13 protein-coding genes are annotated in these 12758 nt (G+C 28.9%); 11 read left to right on the top strand and 2 right to left on the bottom strand.

Annotation, left to right across the window (positions count from 1 at the left end; genetic code table 11):
• The 10 genes from asrB (at nt 1) to ACH36K_RS07045 (ending at nt 10154) form a co-directional block, all read left to right on the top strand.
• Nucleotides 1-795 (top strand): anaerobic sulfite reductase subunit AsrB, encoded by a 795-nt coding sequence (gene asrB / locus ACH36K_RS07000; RefSeq protein ID WP_411170226.1) that lies wholly within the window; start codon nt 1-3, stop codon nt 793-795.
• A gap of 11 nt (nt 796-806) precedes the next feature.
• On the top strand, nt 807-1769 hold the full coding sequence (asrC, locus tag ACH36K_RS07005; protein ID WP_411170227.1) for a sulfite reductase subunit C: 963 nt from the start codon (nt 807-809) through the stop codon (nt 1767-1769).
• Nucleotides 1770-1982: 213 nt separating this feature from the next.
• On the top strand, nt 1983-3188 hold the full coding sequence (hemA, locus tag ACH36K_RS07010) for a glutamyl-tRNA reductase (RefSeq protein WP_411170228.1): 1206 nt from the start codon (nt 1983-1985) through the stop codon (nt 3186-3188).
• Complete coding sequence (locus ACH36K_RS07015; RefSeq protein WP_411170229.1) at nt 3146-3805, top strand: NAD(P)-dependent oxidoreductase; 660 nt, start codon at nt 3146-3148, stop codon at nt 3803-3805. Before hemA ends, ACH36K_RS07015 begins: the two co-directional genes overlap by 43 nt.
• Before the next feature lie 23 nt (nt 3806-3828).
• The gene (hemC, locus tag ACH36K_RS07020; protein ID WP_411170230.1) at nt 3829-4701 is read left to right on the top strand and encodes a hydroxymethylbilane synthase; all 873 of its coding nucleotides are present in this window, start codon (nt 3829-3831) and stop codon (nt 4699-4701) included.
• Between the two features lie 5 nt (nt 4702-4706).
• Nucleotides 4707-6194 (top strand): uroporphyrinogen-III C-methyltransferase, encoded by a 1488-nt coding sequence (gene cobA / locus ACH36K_RS07025; RefSeq protein ID WP_411170231.1) that lies wholly within the window; start codon nt 4707-4709, stop codon nt 6192-6194.
• A gap of 1 nt (nt 6195) precedes the next feature.
• Nucleotides 6196-7164 (top strand): porphobilinogen synthase, encoded by a 969-nt coding sequence (gene hemB / locus ACH36K_RS07030; protein WP_411170232.1) that lies wholly within the window; start codon nt 6196-6198, stop codon nt 7162-7164.
• A 4-nt stretch (nt 7165-7168) separates the two neighbouring features.
• On the top strand, nt 7169-8449 hold the full coding sequence (gene hemL, locus ACH36K_RS07035) for a glutamate-1-semialdehyde 2,1-aminomutase (RefSeq protein ID WP_411170233.1): 1281 nt from the start codon (nt 7169-7171) through the stop codon (nt 8447-8449).
• Nucleotides 8450-8459: 10 nt separating this feature from the next.
• Nucleotides 8460-9239 (top strand): sirohydrochlorin cobaltochelatase, encoded by a 780-nt coding sequence (locus ACH36K_RS07040; RefSeq protein ID WP_411170234.1) that lies wholly within the window; start codon nt 8460-8462, stop codon nt 9237-9239.
• Nucleotides 9240-9368: 129 nt separating this feature from the next.
• Nucleotides 9369-10154 (top strand): formate/nitrite transporter family protein, encoded by a 786-nt coding sequence (locus ACH36K_RS07045; RefSeq protein WP_411170235.1) that lies wholly within the window; start codon nt 9369-9371, stop codon nt 10152-10154.
• 114 nt (nt 10155-10268) lie between these two features.
• On the opposite strand, the gene ACH36K_RS07050 is transcribed toward ACH36K_RS07045, so the two are convergent.
• Nucleotides 10269-11291 (bottom strand): branched-chain amino acid aminotransferase, encoded by a 1023-nt coding sequence (locus ACH36K_RS07050; protein WP_411170236.1) that lies wholly within the window; start codon nt 11289-11291, stop codon nt 10269-10271.
• Between the two features lie 273 nt (nt 11292-11564).
• Here ACH36K_RS07050 and ACH36K_RS07055 point away from each other — a divergent pair, with 273 nt between their 5' ends.
• The gene (locus tag ACH36K_RS07055) at nt 11565-11942 is read left to right on the top strand and encodes a RidA family protein (protein WP_411170237.1); all 378 of its coding nucleotides are present in this window, start codon (nt 11565-11567) and stop codon (nt 11940-11942) included.
• Nucleotides 11943-11999: 57 nt separating this feature from the next.
• Here the strand turns inward: ACH36K_RS07055 and ACH36K_RS07060 are convergent, their stop codons facing one another.
• Entirely contained in the window at nt 12000-12746 is a 747-nt protein-coding gene (locus tag ACH36K_RS07060) for a TIGR03915 family putative DNA repair protein (RefSeq protein ID WP_411170238.1), read from the bottom strand.
• Nucleotides 12747-12758 lie beyond the last annotated feature (12 nt).

Raw genomic sequence — 12758 nt, forward strand, 5'->3', positions numbered from 1 at the left:
ATGAATACAAACGAATATATTCCTTTTATATCAGAAATATTAGAAGTTATTAAGCATACAGAAATAGAATACACTTTTAGAATGGCTTTTAAAGGAGAAGTTAAACCTGGACAATTCTTTGAAGTTTCTCTTCCGAAGTTTGGAGAAGCCCCTATATCAGTAAGTGGAATAGGTGAAAACTATGTTGACTTAACTATAAGAAGAGTTGGGAAGGTTACAGATGAAATATTTAATAATTATGTTAGCGACAAACTGTTTTTAAGAGGTCCATATGGAAATGGATTTGACATAGATAATTATAAAGGCAAAGAAGTAATAGTAGTTGCTGGAGGAACTGGACTTTCACCAGTTAAAGGAATTGTAGATTATTTTTCAGAGAATAAAGAGGATTCAAAGGGATTTACTCTTATCTCAGGATTCAAATCACCAGAGGATATTCTTTTTAAAGAAGATATAAAAATTTGGAAAAAAAATATGAACCTTATATTAACAGTAGATGGAGCAATGGAAGGATATGAAGGTAGAGTTGGGCTTGTAACAAAATATGTTCCAGAACTTCATATAGAAGATAAGGAAAATGTACAAGTTATTGTTGTTGGACCACCTATGATGATGAAATTTACTGTGTTAGAATTCTTAAAGCTTGGAATTAAGGAAGAAAATATATGGATTTCTCAAGAAAGAAAAATGTGCTGTGGAATAGGAAAGTGTGGACACTGTAGAATAGACGATACGTATATTTGTTTAGATGGACCTGTATTTAATTATTCAAAAGGAAAGAAATTAATAGATTAGGAGGAGACACTATGGATATTAATACTAAAAAGCTGAAAAAAAATGCCTTTAGAGTTACAAAAAGAAGAGGATTAACAGCTTCAAGAATAAGAGTTCCAGGTGGATTCTTAAAGGCTGAATATTTAGGATTAATTCAAGAAATTGCAGACAAATATGGTAATGGAACAGTTCATTTGACTACAAGACAAGGATTTGAAATTCCAGGAATAGATATGAATGATATAGAAGAAGTTAACGTTCTTCTTCAACCTATAATAGCAGGCCTAGAAATAAATCAGGAAATTCCAGGAAAGGGATATACAGCAGCAGGAACAAGAAATGTATCAGCATGTATAGGAAATAATGTATGTCCATATGCTAATTACAATACAACAAACTTTGCTAAGAAAATAGAAAAGGCTATATTCCCAAATGATTTACACTTTAAGGTAGCATTAACAGGTTGTCCAAATGATTGTATTAAAGTGAGAATGCACGATTTTGGTATAATAGGAATGACAGAGCCACAATTTGATAAAGATAAATGTATATCATGTGGAGCTTGTATTAGAGCCTGTAAGAAAAAATCAACAGAAGCATTACATCCAGAAAATTATAGACCTGTAAGGGATCATAGTAAGTGTATAGGATGTGGAGAATGTGTTATCAATTGTCCAACAGGAGCTTGGACAAGAAGTAAAGAAAAATATTATAGATTAGCTATAATGGGTAGAACAGGAAAGAAAAATCCAAGATTAGCTGAAGATTTTATAATATGGGTTGATGAAGAAAGTATAATAAAAATAATATTAAATACTTATAAGTATGTTGAAGAATATATTGATAGAAACTCTCCAGGTGGAAAAGAGCATATAGGATATATAGTGGATAGAACAGGCTTTATGGAGTTTAAAAAGTGGGGTCTTGAAGGGGTAGAGCTTTCAGATAAAGCTATTTTGAAGAACAATATTTATTGGAGTGGAGTAAAATATTAATTATAGGCAAATGCCTATAATAAGAATTAATATTATCTATTAGACAGAGTAATAGATAAATATGTAAAATAGATATAAATAATTAATAAGGCCACTATAAGATAAGTAGTGGCCTTAAATTAACTTTAAAATATGAAAAAAATTTGTAATAAGAGTATAATAAGAATAATATAAAAAATATATAACTAAAATAATTGGATTAGGAGTAAGATTATGATTCAGCTTTTAGGTATTAGGAAGAATATTGGAGTGGAAATAAGAGAAAAATTAGCTTTGTCTCAAAAAAAGAGAGAAGAATATACAAAAGAGTTACTTCAATATTTTGATGAAGCTGTTATTTTAAGCACTTGTAATAGAACAGAAATTTATTTTAATGGTTCTTTAAATGGAGAAGAAGGATTAAAAAAGATTTTTGATATACTTAAATGGGATATTAATTTAAGAGAATATTGTTTTTATTTAACTGAGAAAGACTCAGTAAAACATTTAATGGAAGTAGTTTGTGGTTTTCATTCAAAAATATTAGGAGAGGATCAAATACTTGGGCAAATAAAAGAAGCATACAGCCTTGCTTATAATATAGGAGCTGTTAAAAGTAAACTTCAAAGATTATTTCAAGAAGCAATCACTTGTGGAAAGAAATTTAGAACAGAAGGTAAGCTTTATGAAATACCAGTTTCTTCTGCATCAATAGCAGTAAATGAATCAATGAAGAAAAATGCTAATAAAATGATGGTTATAGGATATGGCGAAGTTGGAAAGCTTGTGGTTAAATATGCTCTTTCTAATAATATAGATGAATTAAATTTAGTAGTTAGAAAAGCTGAAAGTGTTATAGATATTGATCATAAAAGAGTTAAGGTTATGAATTATGAGGATGGACGAAGCATAATTAATGAAATGGATTGTGTAGTTTCATGCACTTCAGCACCACATTTAATTATAGAAAAAAAACATATACAAACCACAGGAGGAAATTTGATAATATTTGATTTGGCCCTTCCTAGAGATGTAGATGATAAAATTAAAGATTTTAAAAGAGTGGAGCTTTATGATATAGATGATATAAGTTCTATAGATGATGAGAATAAAAAATTAAGAAAAGATAGAATGATTAAGTTCAAAAGTATAATAGATGAGCACATAGAAAATTATTTTAATTGGCAGGATATAAGAGATGTATCCTACATTATACATGAAATGAAAAACAATAGTTTTAAAGTTATAGAAGAAAGACAAACAACCTTAAAAAATAAGTGTAAAGATAAACGAGACATAGAAATTGCAGAAAAGCTTATAAAAAGTACATCAGATTATTATGTTAATAAAGCAATTGAGGTTTTAAAAGAAGAAAGGTTAAAGGGGCAAGGAGAAGAATGTATGAAGATATTAGAAAAGATATTCTTGAAGAAGGTTTAGAATATACATTTCTTTCTGTGATGTCACAAAAGTTAAGGGTGGGAATAATAGGAGGAGGAAAAGTAGGTTATATAAAAGGCAAAAACTTTGCATTAAAGGGATGTATAGTTGAAGTATTATCTTTAGATTTTATAGAAGAATTTTATAGACTTAAAAATATTAATCTTATTAAAGGCAGTTATAACAAAGACTTTTTAAGAGATAAGCATTTAATAATAATAGCAACTGATGACTATAAAAAAAATTTAGAAATAAAAAAAGACTGTGATGAGGAATTTAAAATATATATATTTGCAGCTGACTATTTAAGAGGTATGGCAGTAGCACCTGTACAAAGAGAATTAGATAATATAAGTTTTGCAGTAAACACTAAACATGGAAATCCAAAGGGATTAATAATAATAGCTAATAAGGTTTTTGATGTATTAAAAGAGTATGATAATTTTATAGGATATTCATCTAGTATTAGAGAAAAGGCAAAATTTATACTGGAAAATAAAAATAAAATCATAGAGTTTGTATGTAGTGAAGATTTCAAATATATTTATGAAAAAGGAAAAGACAAACTAGTAATAGAATTATTTTTTGGAAAAGAAATAGTAAGTAAAATATATTAATTAATATTTATAGGAGATATTTTATGGATTTAATTATTGCAACTAGGAAAAGTAAATTAGCACAGGTTCAGACAGATAAGATAATTAAACTTATTAAGGAGAAATATAACATAGATTCTAAAAAATTATTAGTAGTTACAGAAGGGGATAAAAGGCTTGATGTAACATTAGATAAAATAGGTGGTAAGGGGTTATTTGTTAAAGAAATAGAATATGCACTTTTAAATAAAGAGGCTCATGCTGCTGTACATAGTATGAAAGACGTGCCTTTTGAATTGCCTAAAGATTTTGAATTAGTAGCAATTCCTGAAAGGGATGATATTAGAGACGTATTTGTATCAAGTAATGGAGTTCATTTTGAAGATTTAAAAGAGGGAGCAATTATAGGAACAAGTAGTATAAGAAGAGCGGCAATGTTAAGGGAGTTAAGAAAAGACTTAAATATAGTTCCAATAAGAGGAAATGTACAAACAAGATTAGAAAGAATGAAAAAAGAAAATATGGATGGAATAATTTTAGCAGCTGCTGGAATAAAGAGACTAAACTTAGAAGATATAATAACTGATTATTTTGATCCTAAAATATTTTTACCAGCAATAGGGCAAGGTGCTTTAGGTATAGAAGCATTAAAAGATGGTGAATACAATATGTATTTAAAGGGATTGGACAATAAGGAAGTTAGAACTTCAGTAGAAGCTGAAAGAAGTTTTATGAGAAGATTAAATGGTGGATGTCATAGTGTAATAGGAGTTTATTCAGAGATAAAAGGCAATGATTTATATATGATAGGAACCTTTGATTTGGGTGGAAAAATAGTAAAAAAAGATATACTTGGTAATAAGGATACAAATATAGAACTAGGTTTAAAGCTTGCCGAAAAAATTTTGAAAGGATAATAAAAATGAACAAGGTTTATATAATTGGTACTGGACCAGGAGATGAGGAATTATTAACTTTAAAAGCCGTTGAAATTTTAAAAAATTGTACAGCTGTTTTATATGATAGATTAGTTTCAAATAATATATTAAATTATTTAAAAGAGGATTGTGAAATTTATTATTGTGGTAAGGAGCCAGGATGCCATTATAAAACTCAAGAGGAAATAAATAAAACTTTAATAAGGCTTGCAAAAGAAGGGCATACTGTTGGAAGAATTAAAGGGGGAGATCCTTATGTTTTTGGAAGAGGTGGAGAAGAGGTTCTTTCCTTAATTGAAGAAAATATAGAATTTGAAGTTGTGCCAGGAGTTACTTCACCTATATCAGTATTAAATTATGCAGGTATTCCAATAACACAAAGAGAAATGGCACAAAGCTTTCATATAGTTACAGGAATGACTGCTGGAGCGCTAAATATAAATTGGGAAGCCATATCTAAAGAAAAAGGTACTTTAGTTTTTATGATGGGATTAAACAATCTTAAAGGTATAATAGAAAATTTATTAAGTAACGGCAAAGATGAAAGTACCAAAGTAGCAGTAATAATGAGAGGAACTTCTTCAAAGCAAAAGAAAGTAGTTGGAACTTTACAAGATATAGAGCAAAAAGTAGTTGAATCTAAACTACAATCGCCATGTATAATTGTTATGGGAGATGTTGTGGAGTTAAATGATAAGCTTAATTGGTATGAGAAAAAGCCACTTTTTGGATTAAATATATGTGTAACAAGATCAAGAGAGCAGTCATCTAATTTAAAGAAGAAGTTAAGAAATTTAGGAGCAGAAGTAACTGAAATAAACTCTATAAAAATACAAGAAACTAAAGAAAATTTAAATTCTATTAAGGATAAACTAAGTGAATACAACCATATAATATTAACTTCAGTAAATGGTGTTAATATGTTTTTTGATTATTTAGTAGAAAATAAAATAGATATAAGAAGTATTAAAGCTAAATTTTCAGTTATTGGTAAAGCAACTAAAAAAGCTTTAGAAGAAAGAGGGATTCAAGCCTTTATAATGGGAAGAGAGTTTGTTGGAGAAGGTTTATTTAATGAGCTTTCACCACATTTAGTTAATGGAGAAAGTGTATTAATACCTTGCTCTTCTGGAAGTAGGGAATATTTAAGAGAAGCAATTGAAAAGCTAGGATTATATGTTGATAGAGTTCATACATATAATACACTTTGTGGAGATATAAAAAATAAAAGAGTATTTGAGGAAGTAGATTTTATATTATATACTAGCCCTAGCACTGTAAATAATATGATAAATATGCTTAGTGTAGATGGAATTAAAGATAAATTTAATATCGCAATAGGCCCTCAAACATATAAAATTCTAGAATCAAATGGCATAAAAAGTCATATGTGTAAAAAGCATTCAGAGGATGGCTTTTTAAATGAAATAATAGAGATATATAGTAATTATAAGGAAAGAAAGGATAAGTAAGATGATTAAAAGGGGAAGAAGATTAAGAGCAAATGCAGCAATTAGGGATTTGGTAAGAGAAAATACATTAACAGCAAATGATTTTATATTCCCTATTTTTGTTGTTGAAGGGAAAAATATAAAAGAAGAAATTACATCAATGAAAGGTAACTATCATTGGTCTATAGATAGGCTACATGAAATAATAGAAGAAGTTGAGGATCTCAATATAAAGGGTGTGATTATATTTGGATTACCAAATCACAAAGATGAATATGGATCAGAAAGCTTTAGTGATAATGGAATAGTACAACAAGCAGTAAAAAAGATAAGAGAAATTTCAAAGAGTTTATATGTAATTACAGATATCTGTATGTGTCAATATACTAGTCATGGGCATTGTGGAATTTTAGATGGTAATGAAGTAGATAATGATAAGACATTAGAAATACTAGGTAAAATAGCTTTATCCCATGCAAAGGCAGGAGTTCATATGGTTGCACCATCAGATATGATGGATGGAAGGGTTGCCTTAATGAGAAAAGTTTTAGATGAAAATGGATATAAAAATGTGGCTATAATGAGTTATGCAGCTAAGTATTCATCAGCTTTTTATGGACCTTTTAGAGAAGCAGCTCATTCAGCACCTCAATTTGGAGATAGAAAAACTTATCAAATGGATCCTGCTAATTCTGAAGAAGCACTAAGAGAAATAGAATGGGATATAAACGAAGGTGCAGATATAATTATGGTTAAACCAGCAATGTCGTATTTAGATATTATAAGAAGAGCAAAAGATAAAATAAATGTACCAATTTGTGCTTATAATGTTAGTGGTGAATTTGCAATGGTAAAGGCAGCAGCAGAGGCTGGACTTATAGATGAAAAGAGAGTAGCTTTAGAAATGTTACTTTCAATGAAAAGAGCTGGTGCAGATATGATAATAACTTATTATGCATTAGAAGCTGCAAAGTGGTTAAAGGAGGATTAAGGTTATGAGAAATCAAGTTATCTTTCACGAATCAAAAAAATATATGCCAGGAGGAGTTAATTCTCCAGTTAGAGCTTATAAAAACACTACAATGACACCTCCTATTATAAAAAGTGGAAAAGGGGCAATAATAATAGATGAAGAGGGCAATGAGTATATAGATTTCGTATTAGCTTGGGGACCTATGATATTAGGACATTGCGATGAAGATGTAGTAAAGTGTATTAAAGAAACTTCTGAAAGTGCAATAGCATTTGGAGCTCCAACAGAATTAGAGCTAATAATGTCTAAATTTTTATGCAAAAACTTAGAAAATATAGAAATGATAAGGATGGTAAACTCTGGTACAGAAGCTACTATGAGTGCAATAAAACTAGCAAGAGGATATACAAAAAAGAATAAAATAATAAAGTTTGCAGGTTGCTATCATGGACATTTTGATGGGTTTTTAGTTGAAGCGGGATCGGGTGTATTAACAAATGGAATTCCAGGATCTCTAGGTGTACCAGCTGATAGTATAAAAAATACACTTATAGGAATCTATAATGATAAAGAAAGTGTTAAATCCTTATTTGAGAAATATGGAGATGACATTGCAGGAGTTATAATAGAGCCAGTTGCAGGAAATATGGGAGTTATAAAGGCAGAAGAAGACTTTATGAATATTTTAAGAGAGCTTTGTGATAAATATGGTGCTCTATTAATATTTGATGAAGTTATGAGTGGCTTTAGAGTATCTTTTGACGGAGCACAAAAATTATTTAGTGCAAAGCCTGATTTAGTAACATATGCAAAGATAATAGGAGGGGGACTTCCTTCTGGAGCATATGGTGGGAAAAAAGAAATAATGGAATGCTTAGCCCCGGTTGGAGAAGTATATCAAGCTGGAACTATGTCTGGAAATCCTATTGTTATGGCAGCTGGGCTTGCAACTTTAAATAAGTTGAAAAAGAATAAAGATGAGTATTATGAAAAAATAGATAATCTAGGTAAGATGTTAGAAGAGGGCTTAAAAGAAATATCAAATGAAAAAGGTATTCCGCTAACTATAAATAGATATGGGGGAATGTTTACTATATTTTTTACAGATTTAAAAGATGTTAAAACTTATGAAGATGTTAAAACATGTAATTCTGAAATTTTTATAAAGTATTTTAAACATATGATATTAAATGGAATAAATATACCACCATCACAGTATGAAGCTTTATTTTTAAGTACAGTTCATACAGAGGAGCATATAAATAAGTTTTTAAATGTATTTAGAAATTTTAATATAGAATAGAGAGGTGCATATGTCAAAAGCAATAATTCTTGTTTCTTTTGGAACAGCTAATTTAGAAGGAGTAAGGGAATTAGAATCATTTGAAGATGAAATAAGAAAAGATCTAAAGGATAAATATCACGTATGTAAGGCTTTTACTTCAAGTGTATTATCTAATTTATTACTTAATAAATATGGAAAAGTAATTCCTAGATTAGAAGAAGTACTATTCAATTTAAGTAATGACAGATATAAGGAAGTATATATACAGCCACTTCATGTAATTGAGGGAAGTGAATATTTAAATATAGAAAAAACAATAAAGGAATACGATTATTCATTTTCAAAAATTATCTTAGGAAATGTTCTTATAAGTAATAAAGAAGATGATTTTAAGGAATCATGCAATTTAATAGTTAAGACTATGGAAAAGGATTTATTAAAAAATGAAAATATAGTTCTTGTTGGACATGGTTCTAAAACTATCAATACAGAAGCATATGAGACTCTAAGAAAAGTATTTATAGAAAATGATTATAAAAATATTTATATAGGAACATTAGAGGGTGAAGTAAAAAAAGAAGATATTATAAATGAATTATTGAAAGATAATATAAAAAAAGTAATATTAGCTCCATTACTTATGCTTCCAGGTAATCATATCAAAAAAGATATTTTTGGAGAAAGTAATTCATGGAAAGCATCCATAGAAGAAAATGGTATCAATGTTAAAGTGAGTAAAAAGCCTCTTTTAGAATATAAGGAAATAAGAGAGAATTACATAAATAAAATAAAAAAAGATCTTAAATAAAATAAAAAACAAAAACAAAGTTTTCGTTGCAAAACTTTGTTTTTCATTGTAAAATATTTTACTGTAAGTAAAAATTCAAGTTATTGTGTTATTACTTGTTAAAAAAATAACAATAATGTGGGGTGTATCATGTACAGTAAAGAAATTCATAACTTAGCCCATTCAGCGGAAGTTAAAAGCACATTACTAAGAAGAAGTAAAGGAAGATACTTAGTGAGTTCAATGCTTGGAAGTTTATTTGTAAGCTTAGGAATTATGCTTATTTATACCATAGGCGGAATAATGCATCATAACGGTATAGAAACATATAAAATTTTGATGGGAGCATCTTTTGGAGTAGCACTTAGTTTAGTATTAATGGCTGGAGGAGACTTATTTACAAGTAATGCCATGATAATGACAATGGGAGCTTTAGAGAAAACAGTAACATGGGTAGATGCCGTTAAAATATGGTTTGCAAGTTGGATTGGAAATATACTTGGCGGTGTTCTAGGAGCAATACTATTTGTACAAGCTGGCTTAACATCAGGAAAAAGTGAGTATATTGGAGAGTTTATAGTAAATAATGCATATGCTAAAGTAAGTACTCCAGCAGGTCAGCTTTTATTAAGAGGTATATTATGTAATATACTAGTTTGTCTAGCTGTTTGGATGTGCTATAAATTAAAAGAAGAAACAGCTAAAATATTAATGATATTTTGGTGCTTATTTACATTTATAACAGCAGGATTTGAGCATAGTGTAGCTAATATGGGATTTTTAGCTATGGGATATTTAATAGATCCATCAACAATAACTTTAGGTGGATATGCATATAATATAATTCTAGTATCATTAGGAAACTTTATTGGTGGAGTGCTATTTTTAGCATTACCATACTATTATATTACAAGTGGAAATAGTGATAAAAAGTAAATATTTAATTTAATATTTATGACATAATAAATTAAAATACATAATAACTATAAATTTAAAATACATATAAAAATGGCTAGGTATAAAACTAAATACCTAGCCATTTTTTACAAACTAAACTTCAAAAATCCATCCATTAGGAGCTTCAACATCACCAAATTGAATTCCACAAAGAATTCTATAAAGTTCTTTTGTAACAGGACCAACTTCAGTTTCACTATGAAATACGTGAAGTTTATCTTTATATTCTATTCCTCCAATTGGAGTTATAACGGCAGCCGTACCACAAGCGCCAGCTTCTTTAAATTGATCTAGATCATCTACATAAACATCTCTTTCGTATACAGGCATATTCAAGTATTCCTTAGCTATTTCCATAAGAGAATATTTAGTTATACTAGGAAGAATTGATGGAGATTTTGGTGTAACAAATTCATTATTTTTTGTTATTCCAAAGAAATTAGCAGCTCCAACTTCCTCAATTTTTTTATGTGTAGCAGGATCTAAATAGATACAATCAGCAAATCCTCTATCAACAGCAATTTTATGAGCTTGTAATGAGGCAGCATAATTTCCACCAACCTTTTGACCTCCAGTTCCATAAGGAGCTGCTCTATCATAATCAGCTATCATAAAGTTACAAGGGGTTAGTCCTTCCTTAAAATAAGGTCCAACAGGAACCGCAAATACAGAAAAAATATATTCAGGGGCAGGTTTAACTCCTATGTTATCTCCAACACCAATCATAAATGGTCTTAAATAAAGCGTAGCTCCAGTTCCATATGGAGGAACGTAATGTTCATTTGCTTTAACCACTTGCATACAAGCATCTATAAATTTTTCAACAGGTATTTCAGGCATAAGTAGCTTAGCGTTACTTTCATTCATCCTATGGGCATTTCTATCTATTCTAAATAATTGAATTTTCCCATCTTTTCTTCTATAAGCCTTTAAGCCTTCAAAGCATTGTTGACCATAATGTAAAGCGGTAGAAGCCTCACTTATCTTTAGCATATTATCCTCTGTTAATTTACCATCATCCCATTGACCATCTTTCCAAACAGATACATATCTATAATCAGTTTTAATATAATTAAAACCAAGATTATTCCAGTCAATATTAATATTCTTCTTCATATATTATTACCTCCTTTGTGGCCTCTATAGTGTACTAATTATACCACTATTCAATAAATTAATAAACTTATAAATATTTAAATAAATCTATTAATGAGATTTTGTATTGAAATTTAAGGAAAAAAAAGGTATATTTAAATTAAGAGGATATTTAAAACTTCATGGAGATGCCGAAATTAGTTTTAAATATCCTTTATGAGTTTGATGAGCTCACAATTAGTATTAGTTTTTTAAATTTTTATATACAAATAATATGAAAGGACGTGTAGTAAAATGCAAAAAGAGATTATTTCAACAAATAATGCACCTTCAGCAATAGGACCATACTCACAAGGAATTAAGATAGGGGATATGGTATTTACTTCAGGGCAAATTCCAGTTAATCCAGCTACAGGAGAATTAGTAACAGAAATAAAAGCAGCTACAAGACAATCTTTAGAAAATGTAAAGGGAGTTTTAGAGGCAGCAGGAAGTAGCTTAGATAAAGCAATAAAAGTAGTAGTTTTCATAAAAGATATGAATGATTTTGGACAAGTAAATGAAGTTTATGGAGAGTATTTTAAAGAAAATCCACCAGCAAGAAGTTGTGTTGAAGTAGCAAGACTACCTAAAGACTGCGTAATAGAAATAGAAGCTATTGCAACTATATAGGTTTAAATTAAATTTAGTTTAAATAATAAATAAGATGGTAAGTTTATACTTATCATCTTATTTATTAGAATCTATTTCAGACAAGTTAGCCCAATACCTTTTTGGCATTTGTCTTTTTTGAAGCTTAGGATTTATTCTTTCTTTTATTGTTGTGGATTTAAAATATCCTTTCCATAGGTCTTGAAAACCATCATTATAATTTTTTAATGTATTATAAATTTCATTATCCATTTCTTTGATTTCCCAGGAAATTTTATTATAAATTGAAGCGATCTCTCTTTTTATGTCATGTATTATCCAATATTCATCACTAAACCTTCTTTGAAAGTGAGGTGAAATAATTTCTAATATATTGTTATCAGGTTCTATAGAAGAATAGAGAAAATTATTATTTATAGATTTAAATCTTACAAAACCTTCAAATCTATGTGCCTCTATGGAAATACGTCTATCTATTAAATCTAAATCTCTTACTTCATCTAAGTGTAGATATTTATGAATATTGCTACCTAGTTTAAAAGCAATTTTTAAATATCTATAACAAAGGATTCCTTTATCTTTATAGTTAGATAAATATAGTTTGTAAATTTTATTTAAAGCTAAAGGGTCAATTTTTGTGACTATTGAATTTTTAACCTTACTGAACTTCTCAAAATCAACATCAACATATTTAATTTCAGATAGAAGATCAATATCTAATTGGTTTTGAGTACAAAGTGCTGTTATTTGCTTTTTTGAGTAAAAGCTATCATAAATTGCAGTTAGAAAACCCTCAAAGGAATCTTCATATACTAATTTAAGCAAGAAAACACCACC

Origin of the sequence: Clostridium sp. MB05 (genome assembly GCF_046581255.1) — a bacterium.
Lineage (GTDB): Bacteria > Bacillota > Clostridia > Clostridiales > Clostridiaceae > Clostridium.

Excerpts from the sequence above, each read along its gene's own strand:
- asrB (WP_411170226.1), top strand. The coding sequence starts at position 1 with ATGAATACAAACGAATATATTCCTTTTATATCAGAAATATTAGAAGTT.
- asrC (WP_411170227.1), top strand. The coding sequence starts at position 807 with ATGGATATTAATACTAAAAAGCTGAAAAAAAATGCCTTTAGAGTTACA.
- hemA (WP_411170228.1), top strand. The coding sequence starts at position 1,983 with ATGATTCAGCTTTTAGGTATTAGGAAGAATATTGGAGTGGAAATAAGA.
- ACH36K_RS07015 (WP_411170229.1), top strand. The coding sequence starts at position 3,146 with ATGTATGAAGATATTAGAAAAGATATTCTTGAAGAAGGTTTAGAATAT.
- hemC (WP_411170230.1), top strand. The coding sequence starts at position 3,829 with ATGGATTTAATTATTGCAACTAGGAAAAGTAAATTAGCACAGGTTCAG.
- cobA (WP_411170231.1), top strand. The coding sequence starts at position 4,707 with ATGAACAAGGTTTATATAATTGGTACTGGACCAGGAGATGAGGAATTA.
- hemB (WP_411170232.1), top strand. The coding sequence starts at position 6,196 with ATGATTAAAAGGGGAAGAAGATTAAGAGCAAATGCAGCAATTAGGGAT.
- hemL (WP_411170233.1), top strand. The coding sequence starts at position 7,169 with ATGAGAAATCAAGTTATCTTTCACGAATCAAAAAAATATATGCCAGGA.
- ACH36K_RS07040 (WP_411170234.1), top strand. The coding sequence starts at position 8,460 with ATGTCAAAAGCAATAATTCTTGTTTCTTTTGGAACAGCTAATTTAGAA.
- ACH36K_RS07045 (WP_411170235.1), top strand. The coding sequence starts at position 9,369 with ATGTACAGTAAAGAAATTCATAACTTAGCCCATTCAGCGGAAGTTAAA.
- ACH36K_RS07050 (WP_411170236.1), bottom strand. The coding sequence starts at position 11,291 with ATGAAGAAGAATATTAATATTGACTGGAATAATCTTGGTTTTAATTAT.
- ACH36K_RS07055 (WP_411170237.1), top strand. The coding sequence starts at position 11,565 with ATGCAAAAAGAGATTATTTCAACAAATAATGCACCTTCAGCAATAGGA.